Below are 22,086 nucleotides of genomic sequence, written 5' to 3' on the forward strand. Positions count from 1 at the left end.
GCGGGGGATCAGCGCGAGCTGTACCGCCACCACTCGGTGCGGTGGTCTTCGGCCACGGTGCCGATGAGGAAGCCCGCGGGGCCAGCTTCGAGCTGCGCGAGTTGCAGCGTGGCGTGGGTGTCGCGGCTCAGCACGTAGCGCGCGTCGCCTTGCCAGCCGAGGTGCTGGCTGAGCGCGGCCAGCGTCTGGCTCGGCTGGCTCTGCATGAAGGTGAAGGGGAGCGGCAGGCCTTGTGTCGCCTGCTCGGCCACGACGCGCGTGGCCTCCATCGGGCCATGCACGCCCACGACGCGCAGCAGTGCGCCAGTAGGAAGCTGTTCTTCCTGCGCGGCGTCGAGGCACAGGCGCGCGCCGAAGAGCGCCAGCTCGGCCCAGCCGCCGATGCGCCGCGGGCGTGTGCCGAGGCGGCGCGCGAGCTGGTCGCGCCAGTCGGCGGGCAGCGGGTCGAGCACGACGTGGGCCTTGAGGAAGAAGCTCATGCCTGCGTGTCCTCCAGCACCACCGCCGTGTGGCCACCGCCGAAGCCGAGGATGCTCGCCAGCACGTGACGGGCGCGTGACGGCGGCACGTTGGCGAGAGGGGCTTGCAACGCGGGGTCTTGCGCGTGGTCGGCGCGCGGCCAGTGGTTCGATTCGAGGCAGGCGGTGAGCAGGGCGAGTTCGGCCACGCCCGAGGCGCCCAGCGTGTGGCCGATGGCGGCCTTGAACGAGACGAGGGGCGGGAGTGGGTCGAACACCTGGTGCAGCGCGCGTGCTTCGGTGGCATCGCTCGCCGCGCCGCCTGCCGCTTGCGGTTTGACGAGGTCGATGTCGGCGGCGGAAAGGCCGCTGTCGGCCAGCGCCTGGTGGCACATGTCGATCTCGGCGCTCTCGATCGAACCCGCGGGGTCGCGCCCGTCGACGACGTTGGCGCCCCCGGCGATGCGCCAGCGCGAGGGCTGCGCTGAAACCTGCAATGCGGCGACCGCTTCGCCCAGCACCAGGCCGTTGCGGCCCACGCCGTAGGGCAGGGCGCCGGTGGGGCTCAGGAGCTGCATGCCGGCGAAGCCGCCGAGGGTTAGCGTGTTGCGCAACTCCAGCCCGAGCACGAGCGCGTGCGGCACGACGCCGTGGCGCACCAGCGTGCGTGCGCTCATGAGAGCGTTGAGGCCCGAGGTGCAGGCGGTCGAGACGGTGTAGACCGGGCCTTGCCACCCGAGCCAGCCCGCCACGGTCTCGGCGAACGCGTGGTGGTCATGGGGGAGTTGGCCGGTGCTTTCGATCAGGCCGATGTCGAGCGAGGAGGAGGCGATGAAAAGTGCGCCGGTGGGGTCGGCTCCGGCTTCACGGGCGGACTGCTGGACGAGTCGCCGACTGCGCGAGGCCCAGTCCGCTTCGTCGTCGGCGATGGCGTACCAGGGCCAGGACGAGCCGTCGGCCAGTGTCACCGTGCGAGGCGCGACGCCGGCCGCCACGGCCTGCACGGCGTTCGCGAGATCGGGCCCCAGCGCCGACGCGAGCGCACGGCCGGCGAGGTAGGCCTCGTTCATTCCTTCAATGAGGGTGCGTGTTGGCGCAGGTGCTCGGCCAGGTGCGCGATGGAGGTGAGCGCGCGGCGCGTGTCCTTGCTGTCGGGCATGCGCACACCGTAGCGCTGCTGGATGGCCATCGAGATCTGCAGCGCGTCGAGCGAGTCGAGCGCGAGGCGGGCGTCGGGGCCGAAGAGCACTTCGTCGTCGGTGAGGCCGCCCTCGGGCTCGGTCTTTTCGGCGGCTTCGAGCACCAGGGTCTTGAGGTCGGCGATCAGGTCGGAGGACATTTATCGGGGCGAACGTTGAAACAACACGAGCGCGATGGCGAACATCAGCGCGGCGAAGAGCGACAGGCGTGCGAGCTGGGGCGCGGTGCTGGCGATGTCGCCGCCGCGTAGCACGACGTTGAGCAGGGCTTCCAGGCCCCAGTTCATCGGCGACCACTCGGCGAGGCGCTGCATCGACAGCGGCATCACGAACTTGGGCACCATGATGCCGCCGATGGCGGCCATCAGCACGTTGATGATCGGCCCGACGGCGGCGGCCTGCGCATGCGTGCGCACGGCGCAGGCGATGGCGAGTGCCATGCTGACCGCGGCGAGGCTGATGGCGGCGAGTGCCAAGAGCAGGGCGGGCCAGTTCACGTGGGCGAGCGACAGCGCGTCGCCGCCGATCGCGGGCATGAGCCACACGCCGACGGCCAACATCAGCGCGGCCTGCACGGCGTTCACGCCGAGATAGGGCAGGCCCTTGGACGCGAGCAGCGCGGCGCGCGAGACGCCCAGGCTCTGCAGGCGCGCCAGCGTGCCGCTGCTGCGCTCTTCGACCACCAGGCCGGCCAGCGAGGCGACGACGAAGAACATGCCGAAGACGAGCCAGGCCGGCACGTTCTGCTGCACGGCGCTCGGGCGCGGGCCGTTCGTGCCGGCGCGCTCGGTCTGCACGAGCTTGAGCATCGAGGCGTCGGGCGCGGGCTTGGGGGCGTTGTTCTGGGCGAGCGCGGCGCGGGCCTTCAGCTCGCCCGCGGTGCCGGCAAGCTGCGCCTGCAGCGTGTTGAGCAGGTTGCCGTCGAGCCCGGGCTCGGCGAGCAGGCGCAGGTACGACTGCGTGGGCAGCGAAGCGTCTTCCAGCTCCCGCGAAAGGCCGGGCTGCAGCACCAGCACGTACTTGAGGCGGCCTTCGCGCAGCTGCTGGGGCCAGTCGGCCGGCAGGGGCTGCGCGGGGCCGTGGCCACGCTCCCACGCCTTGACGAGCGCGCGGGCGAGCGGGTCGGTGTCCTCGGCTTGCACGGCATAGGGCAGGCTCGTCTGCGGCGGGCTGTAGTAGTCCTTCAGCGCCAGCGACATGATGACGATGAAGAGCACCGGCAGCAGGAAGAGCGCGGCCAGGCTGTGCGGGTCGCGCACCAGGGCGAGCAGCTCTTTCCTGATGAGGGCGGTCAGCATCAGTCCCTCAATGAACGTTGGGTGAGCGACATGAAGAGCTGCTCCAGGTTGCCGCGGCCGAATTCGGCGGAATGCACCGTGGCACCTGCGGCGTCGAGTGCGGTCAGGACGGCGGCCGGGCGGCTTTTCAGGCGCAGGCTGACTCGGGGGGCGGTGCCGTCGAGCACGGTGCCGTGCTGGGCCAGGAGGTCGAGCAGAGCCGCGCGCTCGAGGCCATCGGCTGCGAGCACCATCACCGGCTCATGCTGCGCCAGCAGCTCGTCCAGCGAGCCGGCGCACAGCCGGCGGCCACGGTCGAGGATGACGATGCGGTCGGCGATGGCCTCGATCTCTTCCATGTAGTGCGAGGTGTAGATGACCGCCGCGCCGTGTTTCGCGAGCGACTTGATCGCGTCGAGGATGAAGGCACGCGACTGCGGGTCGACACCGACGGTGGGCTCGTCGAAGAGCACGAGCTCGGGCTCGGGCAGCAGCGCGATGGCGAGGTTGAGCCGGCGCTTGAGGCCGCCCGAGAGCTTCTCGGCGCGGGTGTGCTGGTAGCGCTCGAGCTGCGCGAAGGCGAGGCAGGCGGCGATGCGCTCATCAAGCTTCGCGCCGCCCAGGCGGCCGGCGGCGGCGAAGCAGGCGAGGTTCTCGGCCACGCTCAGCATCGGGTAGAACGCGTATTCCTGTGGCGCGACGGCGATGCGCGTGGGCGTTGCGTGGCGCACCGTGGCGAGCGGCTGGCCGTCGACGAGGATCTGGCCCTGCTGCACGGGCAGGAGGCCGGCGAGGTGGGAGATCAGCGTCGTCTTGCCGGCGCCGTTGGGGCCAAGCAGGCCCAGCACATGGCCACGCTCGGCCGTGAGCGACACGCCCTCGAGCGCGGGCTGCTCAGTGCGAGGGTAGCGGTAGCCGAGGTGCTCGATCGACAGCATGGGGCCGCGATTGTCGCTGCGCTCACTTCACCGCAGCTTGCAGGTCCTTGAAGAAGGCTTCTTCCTGATCGGCCTGCTGGCGCAGCAGCGCCGCGATGGCCGACGGGTTCACCGGCTCGCGGCCCTTGATCATGCGGGCGGCCTTCAGCGCCATCACGCGCCAGCCGTCGCCGATGGCGGTGAGCCGCTCGGAGAATTGCGCGAGCACGGGCCGCTCGGCCAGCTGCGCGGCTTCCTGCAGGAAGGCGGCGTAGATGAAGCGGAAGCCGGCGCCGCCGGTGCCGATCTCTTCCTGCATGCGCACGATCTGGCCGATGAAGTCGGCGCTGCGCTTCTCTTCTGTTTTGTCGCCGGCCGGGAGTTTGTCGACGTGCTTCGCCAGCCAGCGCATGCCTCGCACGCCGGCGATGGGCACGGGTGGCAGCATGGCGCGGCAGTTCTTGCGGATGGCGGCGCGCACGGCTTCGGGCGTGATCTTCTTCTGCGGGATGGTCGTCGGGTAGTACAGCAGGCCTTTGGGCGCGAGCGCGCCCTTGGCGAAGCGGGCGCGCAGCAGGTCGGCGCTGGCGCAGCGCTGCGGGTGCTCGAACACCGGGTCGCTGATCAGGTACTCGTCGCCCTCTTTGCCGTAGACGAGCAGGTTGTGCGCATTGAAGTGGAAGCGCATGTCGGGCGGCATGTAGGGCAGCCAGTAGACCGAGGTCTGCAGGCCGACGATCTCACCCTTGGCGAGCAGCTCGTCGAGGCGCTTCGCGCCGGCCTGCGGCGAGCGGAAGGTCTCGAAGCGGAAGCGCGTGGCCAGCGGCGCCAAGAGGCCCTTGATGATGCCGCGCGGCAGCGTGCGGTAGGCGATCAGCGGCAGGCCGTTGATCTTGATGAAGGGCAGGTAGGCGAAGGCGAGGCCGGCCGAGAGGCCGAAGGCCAGGCTCTCCGACACCGGCACGCCGTGGTGGCGCAGCAGGTTGGAGATGACGCCGCTCTCGCAGTGCGCGGCGTGGGCATGCTGGAAGGTGGCGGCGTGGCTGTTCATGAGGGCAACTTGCGCAGTTCGGCGATGGAGAGGCCGAGTGCGTCGGCGTAGCGCTGCAGGTGTTTGTCAGTGAGCGTGGAGAAGACTTCGGGCCGAAGGTGGCGCTTCACGCGCCATTGCCAGAAGCCGCTGGTCTGCGACAGGAGCGGGATATCCATGCGGCGAGCGCACATCCAGTATTCGAGCGTCGACGCGGTGCCGGCCTGCACCCGCTGCCGCGCTTCTTCGGCCAGCGCATGCAGCGTGTCGACGGCGTTGCTGGTGACGATCTCTTCGGCTTCCCAGCCCTTGCTGGGGGCGATCACGATGCGGCCGTTGGCGTCTTTCGCATAGACGGCCTTGCGGTGGCCGCCGAGGGTGGCGTTGCCTTCTTGCGGGACGTTGTCGAGGTCCATGGCGGAGGTGTCGATCCGTTCGCCCTGAGCTTGTCGAAGGGCCCTTCGTCGGGCTCAGGACAGGCTTCGACAGGCTCAGCCCGAACGGTGAGTGTCAGACGGCAGTGAGGTGAACGAATCCTGTCGAGAAACGGCCGCTTTCCGGGATGTACATCAAGAGCTTCTGCCCCTTCTGAATGCGGCCCGAGCGGAACAGCTCGTCGAGCATGATGTACGGCGAGGCCGAGCCGGTGTTGCCCTTGGTCACGAGGTTGCTGAACCAGCGCTCGCGCGGGATGGGCAGGCCGGCTTCTCCAATGGCTTGCTCGACGGGGCCGCTGAAGAAGGCCGACGAGACGTGCGGCAGGAACCAGTCGATCTCGCTCGCCACCAGGCGGCGCTTGTCGACGATCTCGGCCAGCGGCTCGCGCACGGTGGCGCGGATGACGTGTTCGTTGAGCAGGCGAACGTCTTGCTTGACGGCGAAGATCGACTTGGCCTGCCACTCGTCGGTGCCGAAGCGCAGCCAGCCGCGCAGCGTTCCGTCTTCGTTCTTGTCGCCGCCGGCGTACATGCACACCGGCAGCTCGTGGGCGGCCGACGAAAGCTCGATCCAGTCGACGCGCAGCGAGAGCGGGCCGCGCGGGGCCGTCTCGAGCAGCACGGCACCGGCGCCGTCGGACAGCATCCAGCGCAGGAAGTCTTTCTCGAACGCGATCTCGGGGCGCTCTTCGAGCTGCTGCAGCTTGTGCTCGACCTCGGGGTCGAAGTTGCGCGCCAGCATGATGGGCGAGGCCAGCTCCGAGCCGGTGGCCACCGCGCGCTTCGATTCACCCGCACGCACGGAGAGCCACGCATGCTTGAGCGCCGCGGCGCCCGAGAGGCAGATGCCAGCGCACGACACCGCTTCGAGGCGCGGCCAGCCGAGTTCGCCGTGCACCATCACCGCATGGTTGGGCATGAGCTGGTCGGGCAGCGAGGTGCCGGTGGCCAGCGTGTCGACGCGGCCGATGTCGCCCATCGAGCGGATGGCGTTGGCCGTCATCTGCGCGTTGGTCATCGCCGGCTCGCCGGTGGCGCGGTCGATGGCGTAGTGGCGCGACTGGATGCCGTTGCTGCGCAGCACCAGCCGGCGTGCCCGCGAAGGCTTGCCGCCGACCATGCCGAGCACGGATTCGATCTCGTCGTTGGAAACAGGCGCGAAGGGGAGGAACGCTCCGGTGCGCGTGAGAAAGACGTCAATCCCCATACAAGTTACTGCGCTCTGTGGACGAGCCGGACGGCTGTTCGTATTGGTTTTTGATTTTAGAGAGCCACCCTCCCATGAAGGGCCGCAGAAGCGTCTGGATGAGGATGCTGGTGGGCACTACCGTGATGATCATCACGATCAGGAAGGTCACGTAGATCGCGAGCAAGGGCACGCGCTGCGGCGCCCCCGGCTTGCCGGCGGCCATCAGCAGTTTTCCCCAGACGTGGAAGCTGCGCGAGGCGGCTTTTTCGCTGAAGTAGAGGCGGGGGTCGACGGTGGCCGCGCCCAGGCCGGCCAGCAGCGGCTGCGTGCTTTTTTCACGATCGGCATGCAGCGATTCGGCGAGCGCCTTGCCGAAGCGGCGGGCGCTCTGGATCTGCGTGTCGTTCAGGCCTGCGTCGGGCATGCCCCAGAAGCCCTTGCGGCTGCCGGAGAGCACCCACTTGGGCGTGGTGAAGAAGGTGGCGAGCGTGGGGCCGGGGTCGACGTAGACCACGTTGTCGAGGAGGCGCGCGCCCGTGGCGGCGAGCAGGCCCTTGACCTTCTCCTGCGCCATCAGCCACATGTTGCGGCAGGCGATGAGCGTGACGACGGGCTTGCCATGGAGCAGCTTCTTCGCCACCGGGTGTTGCAGGAAGGCCGTGACCGGCTGCGAGGGGGCGAGGTACCACACCTGGTAGGGCAGCACGATGAGGTCGAAGTCTTCGTCGCCCTTGAGCGACAGCGGCTTCAGCTCGGGCCCGCGCAGGTGGTAGGACTCGGGGAAGGCGTCGAGGAAGGTGAAGAAGCCCCAGGGGAAGGGGAAGGGACGACGTGGCTCGATGGTTTCGACGTGCAGCGAGATGCCGGGGTCGGCGCGCAGGGCGCTCACGAAGCTGTCGGTCAGGGTGTTGAGTTGTCCGCTCTGCGAAAAGCGCAGCACGAGGACCTTCTTGACGGTGTTCACCACAAAGCCATGAGAAGAAAACGGGATTGCCTATGGTAGGCGAGTACACGCCAACACGAAGTCCTGAAAAGGCAGGAAGTCAGGCAGTTTGTGGCGCCGCGGTGGTACGGCTGCGCCACCAGCCCTCGGCGCTGTAGAGGGCGAGCGCCGCCCAGATCAGCGCAAACCCCATCAGCCGTTTGGCCGAGAAGGGCTCGTGGAAGATCCACAGCCCGATGGCCAGCTGGATGGTCGGGCCGATGTACTGCAGCAGGCCCAGCGTGGTGAGCGAGATCTGCCGCGCGCCGGCCGCGAAGAGCAGCAGCGGCACGGCGGTGATGGGGCCGGCGGCGATCAGCCAGAGGTTGGTGCCGGCCTCGGGCGCGGGGAAGACGCTGGTGCCTTGCCACATCCACACCCCGAGCACTGCGATGGCGATGGGGGCGAGCAGCAAGGTCTCGAGCGTGAGCCCTTCCAGCGCGCCGAGGCTGGCCACCTTGCGCATCAGCCCGTAGGCGCCGAAGCTCGCGGCCAATGCCAGGGCAATCCACGGCGGGTGGCCGGCGAGCACCGCGAGCCACAGCACGCCGGCCCCGGCGATGCCGAGCGCCAGCCACTGCACGGGCCGCAGCCGCTCGTGCAGCACGGTGTAGCCGAGCAGCACGTTGACCAGCGGGTTGATGAAGTAGCCGAGGCTCGCCTCGATCACATGGCCGCTGTTGACGGCCCAGATGTAGGTGAGCCAGTTGACCGACAGCAGCACCGCGCTCGCCGCGAAGGCCAGCAGCACCTTGGGGCTGCGCAGCACCGGCTTGACCCAGGCCCATTGCCGCCGCAGCGTGAGCACGACCAGCACGAAGACCAGCGACCACACGATGCGATGGACGAGGATTTCACCGGAGGGGACGCTCGCGATCTGGCGGAAGTAGAGCGGGAAGATGCCCCACAGCGCGAAGGCGAGGGCGGCGTACAGGGCTCCGATGGGCATCGGCGGATTCTCCCAGCCCTGCTGCCGGGTTGCTGACGGGTGGTCATTCGGCGGGCCTGGCGGCATGATCCGCCGCGTGGCCCACGTCGTCTTCACCCAGCAGCTCAAGCGCTTCACCGAGGTGCCCGAGGTCGACACGCCCGCGGCCACGCTGCGCGAGGCGCTGCAGGCCGCGTTCGATCGCAACCCGCGCCTGCGTGGCTACGTGCTCGACGACCAGGGCCATCTCAGGCCCAACGTGGTGGTGTTCATCGATGGCCGGCGCAGCCACGAGCGCGTGCGGCTCGACGATGCCTTGAAGGCCGACAGCCAGGTGCACGTGCTGCAGGCCCTGTCCGGAGGATGACGAGATGACGGCAACGAGGGCGTGGGTGGCCACGCGCAAAGGTCTGTTCGAGCTGCAACGCTCTGCCAAAGGCTGGGGCGTGGCGCGGGTGAGTTTTCTCGCCGAGCCGGTGTCGATGGTCTTGCCACCGATCGGCGGGACCGGCCGCATGCTGGCCGCGCTCAACCTCGGCCACTTCGGCGTGAAGGTGCACGCGAGCGACGACGCCGGCGCCACCTGGCGCGAGGTCGACACCCCCACCTACCCGCCGCAGCCCGAAGGGGCCGAGGGGCCGGCGTGGAAGCTGGTGCAGATCTGGTCGATGGAGGCGATCCACGGCGCCATCTGGGCCGGCACCCTGCCGGGCGGGCTCTTCAAGAGCAGCGATGGCGGCGAGCACTGGCAGCTGGTCGACTCGCTCTGGTCGCGCCCCGAGCGGCTGGGCTGGTTTGGCGGGGGGTACGACGTGCCGGGCATCCATTCCATCCTGCCGCACCCCACGCGCCCGGGCGAGCTGCTGCTGGGCATCAGCTGCGGCGGCGTGTGGGGCAGCCGCGAAGGCGGCACGCAATGGGAGCTGCAGGCCAAGGGCATGCGCGCCGACTTCATGCCGCCCGACCAGGCCGACGACGAGAACACGCAGGACCCGCACCTCATTGCCGCGTGTGCCGCGGTGCCCACGGCCGTCTGGTGCCAGCACCACAACGGCATCTTTCGCTCGACCGATGGCTCGCAGCGTTGGCAGGAGTTGAAGCCGCCGATCGCCGGCTTCGGCTTCGCGGTGGCCGCGCATCCGCGCGAGCCCGACACGGCGTGGTTCGCGCCCGCTGTGAAAGACGAGAAGCGGGTGCCGGTCGACGGCGCGCTCTTCGTGCACCGCACACGCGACGGCGGCAAGAGCTTCGAGGCGCTGCGCACGGGCCTGCCGCAGAAGGACTGCTATGACCTCGTCTACCGCCACGGCCTGGTCGTCGACGACACCGGGCGCTCGCTGCTGATGGGCAGCACCACCGGCAACCTGTGGGCGAGCGACGACGCGGGCGACAGCTGGGTCGAAGTCGCCGGCCACTTGCCGCCGATCCACGCGGTGCGGTTCGGGTAGTTCCTCCCCCTGCAACATGGGGCGACACCCTGTGCATGGGATGACAACTCATGCGTGAGCTGTCGAAATGACACCCATCGTGCGCCGGAGTCCTGCCATGCCCATCACCATCGCCGTTGGAGCCCGTTCCCTCTTCGTCACCGCCATCGCCTGGCTGTTCATCGGGCTCGGCCTGCTGGCCAGCGGCTCGGCGCTGCTGCAAAACGCGATGCTCGCGTCGCTGCTGCCCCTGCCGCCGCAGGCCGGTTTGACGGGCTGGCTGGTGGCGAAGCTGCCGTGGGTCACGGGCACGAGCCTCGTGCTCTCGCTGGCGATGCTGGCCTCGGCGGTCGGCCTGCTGCTGCGGCTGGACTGGGCGCGCCGCACCTTCATCGGCCTGCTCGTGGTGGCCATCGTCGCCAACCTGCTGGGCCTGTGGCTGCAGCAGGAGCTGATGCAGGCGATCGTCGACCACGCGCTCAGCAGCGCATCGCTGCCGCCCAAGGCCGCAGGCGTGTTCGGTGGTTTCGTGACCGCGGCGCGGGTGATGGCGGTGGTGGTGACGCTCGGCGCCTGCGGGCTGCTGGCGTGGATCATTCGCCGCTTGATGTCGGCATCCGTCCGCCAGGAATTCGCCTGAGCTAGCTCAGGTCGCCATCGACGTAGTACCAGCGGCCGTCTTCGCGCACGAAGCGGCTCTTTTCCTGCAGCCGGTGCGCCCGTCCACCGAGCTTGCTGCGGGCGACGAACTCCACCGTCGCATGGTCGGCGTCCTGTACCTCGTGCTTCTTCACGTCGAGGCCGAGCCAGCGCAGGCCGGGTGGATTGGGCTCGATCGTTGAAGGCCGTGTGCTCGCGTGCCAGGTGGCGCGCAGGTAGTCGATGAGGTCGCGCACATAAGCGGTGTAGCGTGAGCGCATCAAGGCTTCGGCATCCGGGGCTGGCAAGCCCGCGTGAAAGCGGCCGCAGCAGTCTTCGTATCGGCGCGGTGCGCCGCAATCGCAGGTCATGTCAATTCTTTCTGCCAGGTCTCGCCGACGAGGTCGTGCCCGAAGCTTGTGTGCGACTCGCTCGCCGTGAGGGTGTAGCCGGCTTTCTGATAGATGCCTCTTGCGGCGAGCAGCAGGCTGTTGGTCCACAACACGATGCGCTGGTAGCCCGCCATGCGCGCGAAACGCTCGCATTCGTGCACCAGCCGCTGGCCGAGCCCGAGGCCGCGGGCGGTGGGCTCGACCAGCAGCATGCGCAGCTGCGCCACGCCGGGCAGGGGCGCGTGGGTGGTCTCATGGCGCGCCTGCACGAGGAAGACGCTGCCGATGTTCTGGCCGTCGCGCTCGGCGATCCAGCAGGTTTCGCGGGTGGGGTCGAAGCGGTCGATGAAGTCGGCGGCGAGGCGCGCCACCAGGGCTTCGAAGCGCATGTCGAAGCGGTACTCCTGCGCATAGAGCGCACCGTGGCGCGACACGACCCAGCCCATGTCGCCTGCGCGGTGCGGCCTGAGGAGATAAGGCTCAGGGCCTTGACGCGGCGCCTCGTCACCCAGCAGGTGCTGGAGCGTGCTCATGGCCTGCAGCAGCCGCTGCTGGTGCGCTTCGGGCAGCGGGGTGAGCCAGGAGCCGATCTGCTCGCGCGAGCGCTGGTCGAGCGGCGCGAAGGCAGCGCGACCGGCCGCGGTGAGGCTCAGCTGCGTCTGGCGGGCATCGGTGGGCGAGCGGGTGCTGCCGATCAGGCCCTGGTCCTTCAGGCGGCGCAGCAGGCGGCTCAGGTAGCCGGCGTCGAGCTCGAGCGTGCGGGCCAGCTCGGTGGCGGTGGTGTGCTCATGGTGGGCCAGCTCCCACAACAGGCGCGACTCGGCCAGCGAGTAGGGCGAGCCGAGCAGGGTGTCGTTCAACGCGCCGATGCGGCGGGTGTAGAAGCGGTTGAAGGCGCGGATGGCTTCGAGGCGGTCGGCGACAAGCATGGGTGGATTGTCTGGATTTGATTGCCAAAGGCAATCAATCGATTGCCTGACTGAAAAGGCATCAAGGTTGCGTGAGAGGCTGTATATCCATACAGTATCTTCATGGACGCGCCCCAGCTCTTCGCCCCCGATCCCGCCTCTGCCAGTGGCCCGGCCGCCCGGGCGCGGCCGGTGCTGGCGCCCGAAGACCTGCACCCGCAGCTCTGGCGGGCCCACCAGCTCGGCCGCGATGCCGAGCACCCCATTGCCAGCGGCTTCGAGCGGCTCGATGCCGAGCTGCCCGGCGGCGGCTGGCCACGCCGGGCGCTCACCGAGCTGCTGCTGTCGCACGCCGGCATCGGTGAGATCCGCCTCTTGGCCGCCTGCCTCGCCGCGGTGCAGCGGGCGGGCCGGCTGGTGATGATGTTCGACCCGCCGGCGGCGGTCTCCGCCCCGGCGCTGGGCGAGCTGGGGCTCGACGTGGGGCAGCTGCTCGTGATCCAGACGCACCTTCAGCTGCACCCCGGGGCCGACCGGCTGTGGGCGCTGGAGCAGGCGCTGAAGAGCGGCCACGTGGGCGCGGTCGTCGCGTGGTTGCCGCCGCGAGTGCGGGCCGAGCGTGTGCGCCGCCTGCAGCTGGCGGCGCATGGCCACGACGGGCCGGCCTTCGTCTTCCGCGAGCCCGCCATGCAAAGCCAGGCGAGTGCGGCACCGCTGCGCCTCGCGCTGCACCCGGCCGGGGCCGACCAACTGGCGCTGCGTGTGCTCAAGCGGCGCGGGCCGCCCTTGCTGGCGCCGCTGCACCTGGCCTTGCCGCCGGTCCTGCCGGAGCTGGCGGCGCGCCGCGCGCAGTTCGGGGCCGACACCGCCGAGGGCGCGCTGCCCGGGCTGCGCGCCGCCACCTTCATCAACCTCGCCTGAGCGTCATGGAGGCTCGCGATGTTGTGGGTTGGCGTCCACCTGCCCTTGCTGTCGCTGGAATCGTTTGCGGCCAGCCTGCCGCAGCGCACCGATCAGCCGATGGCGCTGGTCGACACACACCTCATCGTGATTGCCGATGCCGCCGCGCAGGCCCTCGGCGTGAGCGTGGGCATGAAGCGCGCCACGGCGCTGGGGCTCGCGCCGCACCTGCTGCTGGGCCAGGCCGACGCATGGCGTGATGCGCAGGCGCTGCAGGGCGTGGCCCATGCGGCGCTCGCGTTCACGCCGATGGTGTGCCTCGACCCACCCGATGGCGTGTTGCTGGAGGTGCAGCCGAGCCTGCGTTATTTCGGTGGGCTGGCGGCGCTGGTCGGCCGGCTGCGAGACACGCTGGCTCCGTTCGGCCACCGCCTGCAGATCGTGAGCGCCCCCACGCCGCATGGCGCGGCGCTGCTCGCGCGCCTGCACGACGAGCTGCACTGCCCCGACCGCCACACCCTGCAGCGTGCCCTCGAAGAAGCGCCGATCGGCGTGATGGCCACCGGCGCGCCGCATGTGCAGACTTTGCTCGGCATGGGCGTGCGCTGCCTGGGCGAGCTGCGCCAGCTGCCCCGCGCCGGCGTGGCGCGGCGCTTCGGCAAGGAGCTACTCGACGAGCTCGACCGCGCCTTCGGCGACCGCCCCGACCCGCGCGAGCCCCTCGTGCTGCCGCCCACGTTTCGCAGCGGGCTCGAACTCTTCGCCCGTGCCGACACCACCGAGCAGCTGCTGCACGGTGCGCAGATGCTGCTGCTGCGACTGGTGGCGTGGCTGTCGGCCCAGCACGCGTTCGTCACGCGCTTTCGTCTGCTGATGAAGCACGAGGCCCGCTGGCGCGATGGCCACACCGCGCCCGTCACCCTGCTCGAGCTGGCATTGGCCGAGCCTTCGCGCGATGCGGCGCACATGCTCACGCTCTTGCGCGAGCGCCTCGCACAGGTGACGCTGCCGGCGCCCACGCTCGAGCTCGCCATCGAGTCCGACGACATCGTGCGCCGGCCGCCGCCGAATGCCGAGCTCTTCCCCACGCCGCAGAGCGAGCGGGCTGGCCTCGTGCAGCTGATCGAGCGGCTGCAGGCGCGCCTCGGCCGCGAGCAGGTGCAGTGCCTGGTGCCGGTGGCCGACCACCGCCCCGAGCGCGCCACGCAGGTCGTGCCGGCCGATCCACGGCTGATGAAGCGGGCCGATGTCGTGGCGCCGGTCGTCACCTTGTGCGATGCCACCGCGTCGGAGCGCGAGACCCTCACCCGCCCGCTGTGGCTGCTGCCCGAGCCGCAGGCCTTGAAGGAGCGGCAGTCCCACCCCTTGCTCGATGGCCAGCTCGTGCAGCTGCTCGTCGGCCCCGAGCGCATCGAAACGGGCTGGTGGGATGGCGGCTTGGCCGAACGTGATTACTTCATCGGCCAGACGAAAGACGGGGTGCTGGTGTGGGTCTATCGCACGCGGCCGCAGCATCTGCCTACAAGCCGTGTGCCGGGGTGGTTTCTTCACGGGCGATTTGCGTGAATTCGCGGCGAATTGGCACGGCAGCATCTGCTTAATTTCGCTGATCTCCCGCCGATACAGAAAGACGATGCAGCTTGCATCGTTTGCATTTCCGATCGGGACTTCGATATGAAGATCGACAACTTGACCCTGCGCTCGCGCCTGCTGATCGGCTTCGTGCCCTTGCTGCTCATCCTCGCGGTGAACACCGTGTGGGCCGCGTCGATGGCCCAAGGGAGCGCGCGCTACTGGATTGGCGCCCTCGGCGCGTTGGCCGTCGCCTTCGGCGCGGTGCTCGCCTGGTGGCTGGTGCGCAGCGTGGCCGCGCCGGTGCGCGAAGCGCTCGACGCCGCGCGCCAGATCATGGCCGGCGACCTGACCCTGCCCATCACCCACACGCGCCAGGACGAGTTCGGCCAGCTGATGCAGGCCCTGCACGGCCTGAAGGATTGCCTCTTCAAGGTGGTGAGCGACGTGCGCACCGGCACCACCACGGTCGCCAGCACCTCCTCGCAGATCAACCGCGACAACACTTCGCTCTCGGAGCGCACCACCACGCAGACCGACTCGCTGCAGCAGACGGCCGCGTCGATGGAAGAGATCACCATCACGGTGAAGCACAACGCCGACAACGCCGAGCAGGCCAACAAGCTCGTGCTCGAAGCCTCGGGCCATGCGGTGAAGGGCGGCGAGGTGGTGAACCAGGTGGTGACGACGATGGGCTCCATCAAGGAGAGCTCGCGCCGCATCGCCGACATCATCGGCGTGATCGACGGCATCGCCTTCCAGACCAACATCCTCGCGCTCAACGCCGCGGTGGAAGCGGCGCGTGCCGGCGAGCAGGGCCGCGGTTTCGCCGTCGTGGCGGCCGAGGTGCGCACGCTCGCGCAGCGCTCGGCCACTGCCGCGAAAGAAATCAAGTCACTCATCGGCGACTCGGTCGACAAGGTCGAGACCGGCAGCCGCCTCGTCGACGACGCGGGCCGCGCGATGACCGAGATCGTGTCGTCGGTGAAGCACGTGGCCGGCCTCATGCAGGAGATGGCAGGCTCGAGCCACGAGCAGAGCCAGGGCATCCAGTCGGTCAACCAGGCCATCGCCGAGATCGACGGCATGGTCCAGCAGAACGCCAAGCTCGTGAAAGACGCGACGCAGACCGCCGCCACGCTCAACGAGCAGGCCGTGGGCCTCCTGAAATCAGTGGCGGGCTACAACCTCGGCACGCGCGAACACGGCAGTGCCGAAGAAGCCGAAGCGCTGGTCAAGGCCGGCCTCGCCTTCTACAAGGCGCATGGCCGAGACGCACTGATCGCCGAGATCAACAAGCTCGGCAAGGGGCAGTTCATCGACCGCGACCTGTACCTCATGGCCATCACCATCGACGACTACAAGTTCTGCGCCCACGGCAACAACCCGCGCACGCTCGGTGCCGGCCCCGTCAGCAAGGACGTCGACGGCAAGTTCTTCGTGAAGGAGATGGCCGAACTCGCGCGCAACGGCGGGCAGGCCTGGGTCGACTACAAGTGGGCGCACCCGGTGACCAACGAGATCCGGCTCAAGTCGTCTTACGTCGAGCGTGCAGGCGACCTCGCGCTCGCCTGCGGCATCTACAAGGGCTGAAGCCCCAGCGGTTTCGTTCAGCCCTTCCGGCCGCCGCCGAAGAGCAGCAGCGCAGCACCGCCCACGATGGCGGCGACGCCGGCCCACACCGGCACGTTGACCGATTCCTTTTCCTTCACCGAGAACTCGATCGGGCCGAGCTTCACGTCGTGCGTGTTCTTCGTGTAGCTGAAGCCACCGTAGACCAGGGCCAGCACGCCCGCGGCGATCAAGACCGCGCCCAGCAGTTTGAGAGGTGTCATGTGCGTGTGATCTCCTGTGCTCGCTGTGAATCTGGATGGCGGATTCTGCCTGCGTAGGTGCGGGCCCGTTGGTGGGGCCGGTCAGCCCGGCAAGGCGAGGCGCAGCACGGTGACGGCGATCGCTGCGGCCAGCCACGCGCCCACGCGCTTGAGCAGGGCTGTGTCGACAGACCCCGGCGCGCTCGCCTGCGGTCGTGAGAACCCGACCACGAGCGCGTGCGCGGGCAAGGCGATGACGAGCAGGGTCGCGACGACCAGCTCGACGCTGCCGGCGCTGCCCGGCCCGCCGTAGCGCGCCCACAGATAAGGCCATGCGATGGCGGCGATGATCCCGGCGAGAGCCGCGGTCAGTGGCGTGGGGGTGATCTTCATGGTGGGCCGCATGATGCCATTCATCGTTTGACATGAGAGGCGGCGCAAGGGCGTAGCCCTTGTGACGTCCTCTCGATGGAAGGGTTAGGCATCGCTCTGCGCGAATGAGACTTCAGATAGCTCAATGCCACCGAGTACATACCGACGAACTCCTCCTTCGTAGAGGGTGTCCGCTTCTGGAATGCTGTCGCGCAGTCCGAGTTTCCTGAGTGTCGCGTCTTCATCTGGAGTGACGACGCAGACTCTGGAAAGCTTCAGTAGTGCTCCTACTTCTTGTTCGGTTGGATGCTCGAGATTGATGATCGCTTCCTCGATCACACTCCGAGGCACGATGTGTTCGTGTATCAGACCTATTCCGCCCCATGAGCTGTTTGCTTGCCGAAGTGCCAGCGCCTTCTTACTCCACAAGTTGCAAGCGTCATTCCGATTCCGAGCGTTCGACCCCCACCAACATGCTCCTCTTAGAGCTTGCCGAACGATCGCCTCTTGGAGCTTCTTCTCTCGGTAAAGCTCGAGCAAAAGCAAGATGTCTGGCGCCAACTGCTCAGCTGTAAGTTTGTAAATGGACATCTGTTCCTCTGCGATGCCTAACGATCGGTGCTCGCCGGCCTTGGAAGGGCCGCTGCAGACGGCCTCATACAATCGCGCACCCCCCGATGGATCTGAGACCTTGAAAACGACCTCGAAAGCAGTTCGCCCTGGAAAAAATCTCCTGCCCAAGGCAGAGAAGAATGAAGAAGCCGTCGTGGTGGTGAGCCCGCCCGTGCAGACGGAAAAAGCCCGCATGAAGACCATCCTCGTGGCCTCGTATGGCTGGCCCACCGCCGACATGCAACCGTCCCGCCGCCAAGCGGCGCGCCGCTGAGATCTGCGGCTGAGGCGTGGGGCCGTGCGCCGCTGGCGCCCACGTCATTGACGGCGTAAGCTGAAGGGCCGCCCGAGCACCACGCTGCTCGCCTCAAGGCCATCGTCGGGCCGGACGGAGTGAAAGGACTTCCCATGTTGTCCAACTCGTCTGTGACCACCATGCTCCCCGTCAAGGACATGGCCCGCGCCCGATCCTTCTACGAAGACCGATTGGGCCTCAAGCCTGGCGGACTGCGCCCCGACGGCAAGTTCGTCTACGCCGTGGGCGGCAGCACGCTCGCCCTGTTCCCGAAGCCCGAAGGCACCAAGGCCGACCACACCGCCATCAGCTTCCGCGTCGACGACATCGTCGCCAGCATCGACAAGCTCAAACGCGCGGGCGTGGTGTTCGAGGACTACGACTTCCCCGGCTTGAAGACCGTCAACCACGTGTGCGTGCTCGGTGCCGAGAAGGCTGCGTGGTTCAAGGACACCGAGGGGAACTACCTCTGCATTCATGAGGACCTGGGTTGAGTGGTTTTCGTCGCGCGTGGTGCTTGCGACGTCGCCTCGGCGGAAGGGGCCGACCGCATAACGCCAGCAAGCTGCCGCTGACGAGGTGGTTCCAAGCGGCCTACGTGCTCAGCCAGGCCAAGAACAACGTGAGCGCGCTGGAACTGATGAGGCACCTGGGGGTGAGCTACCCGACGGCCTGGTCGCTCAAGCACAAGCTGATGGAGGCGATGCGCGAGCGTGAGCGCACCCGCACGCTGCAAGGCACGGTACAGGTGGACGAGGCCTTCCTGGGAGGGCAAGCCAGCGGGCACTCCAGCCTGGGCAGGAAGGGTAAGGTCCCGTTGCTGGCGGCCGTGTCGGCCGCACCTGACGGCAAGGCGGCTCAGGTGTGCTTCTCCCAGCAGCCGGCCACCGGAGAAGACGTGGTGGTGTTCTGCCTGAACACGCTGGCCCCGAGGTGCATGGTGGTCTCTGACGGGGCACCCAGCTTCAACTACGTGAAGTGGAACCGCATTGCCCAGCATCAGCCCATCGTCACCGGGGGAGGCAAGCAGGCCTGCGAGATCCCGGCGCTCAAGGCGGTGAACACGGTGCTGAGCAACCTGAAGACGGGCATTGCGGGCACGTACCACGCGTTCAAGTTCGCCAAGTACGCCCCGCGGTACCTTGCCGAATACCAGTTCCGCTTCAACAGGCGGTTCGATCTGGCCGGCCTCATGCAGAGCGTGATCCGGGCCGCCGCAGCCTGCAAACCCGTTCCTCTGCCTGTGCTTCGCATGGCTGAGGTTCGTTGCTAATCAGGGACTTCTGCGATGCCTAACGTTTGACATGAGAGGCTCGACCCGGCTTGCCGGGGCGAGTCCTCTCGATGGAAGGGTTAGGCATCGGGCGTGCCAAGGCCTGACTTCTTCTGGAAGCTACTTCTTGGCAGCCTTTTTCGCTTGCTTCTTAGCTGCGGACTTCTCGGCGGACTTCTGCTTGGCTGCTTTGCCCTTCGCCTCGTCTCGCAACTGCTTCTCGGTCTTGGCTTGGGCGAGGCTCGGAACCAGGGCTATTGGGGCTGCGACCAAACTCACGGTGAGCACTGCATCGGAGAGCTCCAAAGTTGCGGTTCGCCACCACGGCGGCCCGTTGAAAGCATTCTGTAGCCCACCGGCGCTTCGCCCCAACTTCCTTTCAGACCATGTGCGGCATGTGTCACGTTCTTGCGCTGCGAATCTGAGGTGCGCAGAGGCCGCTGAAAACACCGTCGGGAAGCACTTGCGTGACCCTTCGGTTGGGTTCATCCGATGCCTAACGTTTGACATGAGCTGCGGCCGACGGGCGTAGCCCGTTGGACGTCAGCTCGATGGAAGGGTTAGGCGCCGCCGTGTTGGCCGTGCACCTGAACCAAGGTGACCGCAGTGCAGCAGGTTTGTGCATGGAACCTACTTCTCACCCCAACGCCACCTCGGTGGCTCGCCTTTGAGCCAGCAGATGGCCAGCAGAACAAGGCTTAGCCCAACCGCATAGCCAACGAACAGCGTTGACCCCCACTGCGGCAGGAACAGCGAACCGACCCCGAGCAACACGAAGAACGCAACTAGGACAGCCCAGCCTTGCCAGGCACTCGGTACACCCCAGCCCCAGCCGTAGCGCTTGGCGGGGAACCAGTATTGCGGTTGGTTCGACATGTATGAGCTCCGATGCAGGGTGCGCGCTACAGCGCGATGCGAGATCGTATCGGGCGGCGCGGTGCTTCCTCTTTGGCGGCGCCTAACGTTTGACATGAGCTGCGGCCGACGGGCGTAGCCCGTTGGACGTCAGCTCGATGGAAGGGTTAGGTCTCTGGCGGGAGACCAACGTCCATGCCGTCATAGCTTTGCAAACCATGGTCTTGGGCGAATGCATAGAACTCTTGATTTCGAGCATCAAGAGAGGATGGAGTGTGGATTTCGACTTTCTCAACATGGAGAAAGTAATAGGGCTCAACGCCGGGGTCGACATTCGCCTCAAAGACATCAACTGGAACGTAGCCCTGGCGCTCAAGCTTGGGAACCAGCGCGTTCAGCTTCTGCGAAGACGTATCGGTAAAGAAGTAGCCCCACAGCATTGGCTTTGTCATGTCCCACTTGCCTTGGGCCGAGATATTCCCAAACATCTCTTCCAGTTGTTCGATGGTGATCATGTTGTGTGAATGACTGTGAGAGACCTAACGTTTGACATGAGCTGCGTGACCCGGCTTGCCGGGGCACGTCCTCTCGATGGAAGGGTTAGGCGCCGCGGGTTCACAGAGTAAGTGCAACACCTTCTCCAAAAAAGGTGGGGAGCTGGCAATACTGCCTGCACCTCAACCGGCAAGAAGGGGTAGCAGACATGGGGTATCACCAACTCACCCAGGATGAACGGTACAACATCGCCCGGATGCGGGCCAGAGGGCACAGCCAGCGAGAGATTGCCAAGTGCCTAGGGCGATCACCTTCGACGATCAGTCGAGAGGTGTGGCGCAACCGAAGCGTGCACGACGGCTTCTACCGGCCCAGCAAGGCGCAGAGCAAGGCGATGGCCAGGCGAAGCAAGAGCCGCAAGAAGAGCCAGTACACCCGCCAGGAGTGGGCCAGGCTGTTGGTGCAACTCAGGCGCTACTGGAGCCCCCAGCAAATAGCAGGACGGCGCAAGCGGCTGGGGCGACGCCCCATCAGCCACGAGACGATCTACCGCTACGTGAGGAAGAACCGGCTAGGAGGGGGCGACTTGTGGCGCAGCCTCAGGCACATGAGCAAGATCGGGCGCAAACACCGGGGAAGCCCCGCCACGCGGGGCCTATTGGCGGGCAAGAGCCACATCAGCGAGCGACCACCCGAGGTGGAGCTACGCCAGGAGATTGGGCACTACGAAGGCGACACCGTGATGGGCCCAGACGGACGCCACTGCATCCTGACGCTGGTGGAGCGGGTGACCGGCTACGTGCTGATCAAGAAGCTGAGCGCGAGGAATGCAGAGCAGGCTGCATCGGCACTGGCTCGCATGGTGATCGGCCTGAAAGGCCGGATCAAGACGATCACGCTGGACAACGGCACCGAGTTCCACGGCTACAAGAGCGTGCAGGACCAGTTCGGGGTGAAGTTCTTCTTCGCCACGCCCTACCACTCATGGGAGCGGGGCACCAACGAGAACACCAACGGATTGATCCGGCAGTACCTGCCCAAGGGCATGTGCTTGAAGAATCTCACCCAGGCCCAATGCAACTGGATCGCCAACGAGCTCAACAACCGGCCGCGTGAGCGACTAGCATTTAGAACACCGGCGGAAGCCTTCCGCCGTCCGCAGGGTGTTGCACTTCAAAGTTGAACTCAAGCGTCATTTTTCGTACTCGCAAGAGCTTTGCTGACTTTGCCAGCGACCGCCGCGGTCTAGGCAGTGATCTTGCGCCAGATACTCACTCGTAGCGGAGTAGATGTGCGTGGCAACGATAACGATCGCCACAAGCAGGATGCAGCCAAGGACGGTTGCGACCAAGTACCAGCCTGTGCGTGCTGGGGAAAACGCTTTTCCTGCTTCTCTTCGCTCGAAGTACTGAGTTGCCTGCTTGATGCCGGGAAGCGCCATATACGCGTGGACGACGAACTCGAAGGCTGTACTGGCGATGAGATAGGCCGGAACTGCAAGTACTGCCCACAGCGCCCAAACGACGGCACCACTTGGCGAATACAAGTACCAGGCTGCTCCGGCAACTGACGCTGCGAGCAGCCACGCTACGAGAAGAATCAGCACTTTGCGTGACATCGTTGGTGGGGCGCTCTTTCTATGACGCCTAACGTTTGACATGAGAGGCTCGCCCCGGCTTGCCGGGGCGAGTCCTCTCGATGGAAGGGTTAGGCATCGGGCGTACTACTTCCGATACCGGCCTTTTTCGCACCAGAACTTCGTCTTAACTTCTGGTTGCCGCTGGAATAGATCCCTGGCTTGATCGCAATTCTCACGGTTGTATGCCTCACCGTCAGACGCGTCGAACGTTGCGACATGAATACGCATGCTCGTATCGACGACGCTACTCCGATAGAGCACATATGTAGACGAGTCACCGCAGGCGGACAGTGCGGCGCTGAGCATCAGAACAGTCAGTCCGTGATTCATGGTGCTACAGCGTGCAGTATGCAAAGCCAATGCTTGGATCTGGATCTTTGCGGCAAATCATTTCACCCGGTCTGGATTTGCTATCGCACAGCATATCGGCCCAGTTCTTGTGACTTTCGCATGAGTCGAGATCTTTGAAGCGGGCT

General features: G+C 67.0%; 28 protein-coding genes. 10 read left to right on the forward strand and 18 right to left on the reverse strand.

What is annotated here, in order from left to right; all coding sequences use genetic code 11:
* Positions 1-8 precede the first annotated feature (8 nt).
* The 10 genes from KF892_23320 to rarD form a co-directional block, all read right to left on the reverse strand.
* Positions 9-479 (reverse strand): hypothetical protein, encoded by a 471-nt coding sequence (locus KF892_23320; protein MBX3627959.1) that lies wholly within the window; start codon positions 477-479, stop codon positions 9-11.
* Complete coding sequence (locus KF892_23325) at positions 476-1,528, reverse strand: beta-ketoacyl synthase (GenBank protein MBX3627960.1); 1,053 nt, start codon at positions 1,526-1,528, stop codon at positions 476-478. Before KF892_23325 ends, KF892_23320 begins: the two co-directional genes overlap by 4 nt.
* Positions 1,525-1,797, reverse strand: coding sequence for an acyl carrier protein (locus KF892_23330; GenBank protein MBX3627961.1), 273 nt, complete (start codon positions 1,795-1,797; stop codon positions 1,525-1,527). The genes KF892_23325 and KF892_23330 overlap by 4 nt, the downstream gene beginning before the upstream one ends.
* The gene (locus KF892_23335; protein MBX3627962.1) at positions 1,798-2,955 is read right to left on the reverse strand and encodes an ABC transporter permease; all 1,158 of its coding nucleotides are present in this window, start codon (positions 2,953-2,955) and stop codon (positions 1,798-1,800) included.
* Positions 2,955-3,872 carry an ABC transporter ATP-binding protein gene (locus KF892_23340; protein MBX3627963.1) on the reverse strand — a complete coding sequence of 306 codons (918 nt, stop codon included), beginning with the start codon at positions 3,870-3,872 and terminating at the stop codon, positions 2,955-2,957. The genes KF892_23335 and KF892_23340 overlap by 1 nt, the downstream gene beginning before the upstream one ends.
* Positions 3,873-3,894: 22 nt before the next feature.
* Positions 3,895-4,902 carry a BtrH N-terminal domain-containing protein gene (locus KF892_23345; protein MBX3627964.1) on the reverse strand — a complete coding sequence of 336 codons (1,008 nt, stop codon included), beginning with the start codon at positions 4,900-4,902 and terminating at the stop codon, positions 3,895-3,897.
* Positions 4,899-5,297, reverse strand: coding sequence for a hypothetical protein (locus KF892_23350; GenBank protein ID MBX3627965.1), 399 nt, complete (start codon positions 5,295-5,297; stop codon positions 4,899-4,901). The genes KF892_23345 and KF892_23350 overlap by 4 nt, the downstream gene beginning before the upstream one ends.
* A 94-nt stretch (positions 5,298-5,391) precedes the next feature.
* Positions 5,392-6,525, reverse strand: coding sequence for a beta-ketoacyl-ACP synthase III (locus KF892_23355; GenBank protein ID MBX3627966.1), 1,134 nt, complete (start codon positions 6,523-6,525; stop codon positions 5,392-5,394).
* On the reverse strand, positions 6,515-7,474 hold the full coding sequence (locus tag KF892_23360) for a dialkylresorcinol condensing enzyme (protein ID MBX3627967.1): 960 nt from the start codon (positions 7,472-7,474) through the stop codon (positions 6,515-6,517). Before KF892_23360 ends, KF892_23355 begins: the two co-directional genes overlap by 11 nt.
* A 76-nt stretch (positions 7,475-7,550) precedes the next feature.
* Entirely contained in the window at positions 7,551-8,438 is an 888-nt protein-coding gene (rarD, locus tag KF892_23365) for an EamA family transporter RarD (GenBank protein MBX3627968.1), read from the reverse strand.
* A gap of 76 nt (positions 8,439-8,514) precedes the next feature.
* Here rarD and KF892_23370 point away from each other — a divergent pair, with 76 nt between their 5' ends.
* From KF892_23370 to KF892_23380, 3 genes are all read left to right on the forward strand, one after another.
* A complete protein-coding gene (locus KF892_23370) occupies positions 8,515-8,784 on the forward strand; it encodes a MoaD/ThiS family protein (protein MBX3627969.1) in 270 nt (89 codons plus the stop codon).
* A 4-nt stretch (positions 8,785-8,788) separates the two neighbouring features.
* A complete protein-coding gene (locus KF892_23375) occupies positions 8,789-9,865 on the forward strand; it encodes an exo-alpha-sialidase (GenBank protein MBX3627970.1) in 1,077 nt (358 codons plus the stop codon).
* 97 nt (positions 9,866-9,962) lie between these two features.
* Positions 9,963-10,484, forward strand: coding sequence for a hypothetical protein (locus KF892_23380; protein ID MBX3627971.1), 522 nt, complete (start codon positions 9,963-9,965; stop codon positions 10,482-10,484).
* 1 nt (position 10,485) lies between these two features.
* Here the strand turns inward: KF892_23380 and KF892_23385 are convergent, their stop codons facing one another.
* Both KF892_23385 and KF892_23390 read right to left on the reverse strand, forming a co-directional pair.
* Positions 10,486-10,854, reverse strand: coding sequence for a hypothetical protein (locus KF892_23385; protein MBX3627972.1), 369 nt, complete (start codon positions 10,852-10,854; stop codon positions 10,486-10,488).
* Positions 10,851-11,804 (reverse strand): MarR family transcriptional regulator, encoded by a 954-nt coding sequence (locus KF892_23390; GenBank protein MBX3627973.1) that lies wholly within the window; start codon positions 11,802-11,804, stop codon positions 10,851-10,853. Before KF892_23390 ends, KF892_23385 begins: the two co-directional genes overlap by 4 nt.
* 102 nt (positions 11,805-11,906) lie before the next feature.
* On the opposite strand from KF892_23390, the gene imuA reads away from it, so the two are divergent.
* From imuA to KF892_23405, 3 genes are all read left to right on the forward strand, one after another.
* Positions 11,907-12,704 carry a translesion DNA synthesis-associated protein ImuA gene (gene imuA / locus KF892_23395; protein MBX3627974.1) on the forward strand — a complete coding sequence of 266 codons (798 nt, stop codon included), beginning with the start codon at positions 11,907-11,909 and terminating at the stop codon, positions 12,702-12,704.
* Between the two features lie 18 nt (positions 12,705-12,722).
* Positions 12,723-14,249, forward strand: a complete 1,527-nt coding sequence (locus tag KF892_23400) for a DNA polymerase Y family protein (GenBank protein MBX3627975.1) — start codon at positions 12,723-12,725, stop codon at positions 14,247-14,249.
* A 108-nt stretch (positions 14,250-14,357) separates the two neighbouring features.
* Positions 14,358-15,848 (forward strand): HAMP domain-containing protein, encoded by a 1,491-nt coding sequence (locus KF892_23405; GenBank protein ID MBX3627976.1) that lies wholly within the window; start codon positions 14,358-14,360, stop codon positions 15,846-15,848.
* A gap of 17 nt (positions 15,849-15,865) precedes the next feature.
* On the opposite strand, the gene KF892_23410 is transcribed toward KF892_23405, so the two are convergent.
* From KF892_23410 to KF892_23420, 3 genes are all read right to left on the reverse strand, one after another.
* The gene (locus tag KF892_23410; protein ID MBX3627977.1) at positions 15,866-16,090 is read right to left on the reverse strand and encodes a hypothetical protein; all 225 of its coding nucleotides are present in this window, start codon (positions 16,088-16,090) and stop codon (positions 15,866-15,868) included.
* An 81-nt stretch (positions 16,091-16,171) separates the two neighbouring features.
* Positions 16,172-16,462: a hypothetical protein gene (locus KF892_23415; GenBank protein MBX3627978.1), complete on the reverse strand. Its 291-nt coding sequence runs from the start codon at positions 16,460-16,462 to the stop codon at positions 16,172-16,174.
* An 84-nt stretch (positions 16,463-16,546) separates the two neighbouring features.
* Positions 16,547-17,032 carry a hypothetical protein gene (locus tag KF892_23420; GenBank protein ID MBX3627979.1) on the reverse strand — a complete coding sequence of 162 codons (486 nt, stop codon included), beginning with the start codon at positions 17,030-17,032 and terminating at the stop codon, positions 16,547-16,549.
* A 100-nt stretch (positions 17,033-17,132) separates the two neighbouring features.
* On the opposite strand from KF892_23420, the gene KF892_23425 reads away from it, so the two are divergent.
* From KF892_23425 to KF892_23435, 3 genes are all read left to right on the forward strand, one after another.
* The gene (locus KF892_23425; GenBank protein ID MBX3627980.1) at positions 17,133-17,327 is read left to right on the forward strand and encodes a hypothetical protein; all 195 of its coding nucleotides are present in this window, start codon (positions 17,133-17,135) and stop codon (positions 17,325-17,327) included.
* 134 nt (positions 17,328-17,461) lie between these two features.
* Positions 17,462-17,842 carry a VOC family protein gene (locus tag KF892_23430; GenBank protein ID MBX3627981.1) on the forward strand — a complete coding sequence of 127 codons (381 nt, stop codon included), beginning with the start codon at positions 17,462-17,464 and terminating at the stop codon, positions 17,840-17,842.
* A gap of 23 nt (positions 17,843-17,865) precedes the next feature.
* On the forward strand, positions 17,866-18,621 hold the full coding sequence (locus KF892_23435) for an IS1595 family transposase (protein MBX3627982.1): 756 nt from the start codon (positions 17,866-17,868) through the stop codon (positions 18,619-18,621).
* Positions 18,622-19,251: 630 nt separating this feature from the next.
* On the opposite strand, the gene KF892_23440 is transcribed toward KF892_23435, so the two are convergent.
* Both KF892_23440 and KF892_23445 read right to left on the reverse strand, forming a co-directional pair.
* Positions 19,252-19,497, reverse strand: a complete 246-nt coding sequence (locus tag KF892_23440; protein MBX3627983.1) for a hypothetical protein — start codon at positions 19,495-19,497, stop codon at positions 19,252-19,254.
* Positions 19,498-19,643: 146 nt separating this feature from the next.
* Positions 19,644-19,991: a ribonuclease E inhibitor RraB gene (locus KF892_23445; protein MBX3627984.1), complete on the reverse strand. Its 348-nt coding sequence runs from the start codon at positions 19,989-19,991 to the stop codon at positions 19,644-19,646.
* Between the two features lie 311 nt (positions 19,992-20,302).
* On the opposite strand from KF892_23445, the gene KF892_23450 reads away from it, so the two are divergent.
* On the forward strand, positions 20,303-21,154 hold the full coding sequence (locus KF892_23450; GenBank protein ID MBX3627985.1) for an IS30 family transposase: 852 nt from the start codon (positions 20,303-20,305) through the stop codon (positions 21,152-21,154).
* Positions 21,155-21,163: 9 nt separating this feature from the next.
* On the opposite strand, the gene KF892_23455 is transcribed toward KF892_23450, so the two are convergent.
* Complete coding sequence (locus KF892_23455) at positions 21,164-21,589, reverse strand: hypothetical protein (GenBank protein ID MBX3627986.1); 426 nt, start codon at positions 21,587-21,589, stop codon at positions 21,164-21,166.
* Positions 21,590-22,086 lie beyond the last annotated feature (497 nt).

The organism is Rhizobacter sp., from assembly GCA_019635355.1.
Lineage (GTDB): Bacteria > Pseudomonadota > Gammaproteobacteria > Burkholderiales > Burkholderiaceae_C > Rhizobacter.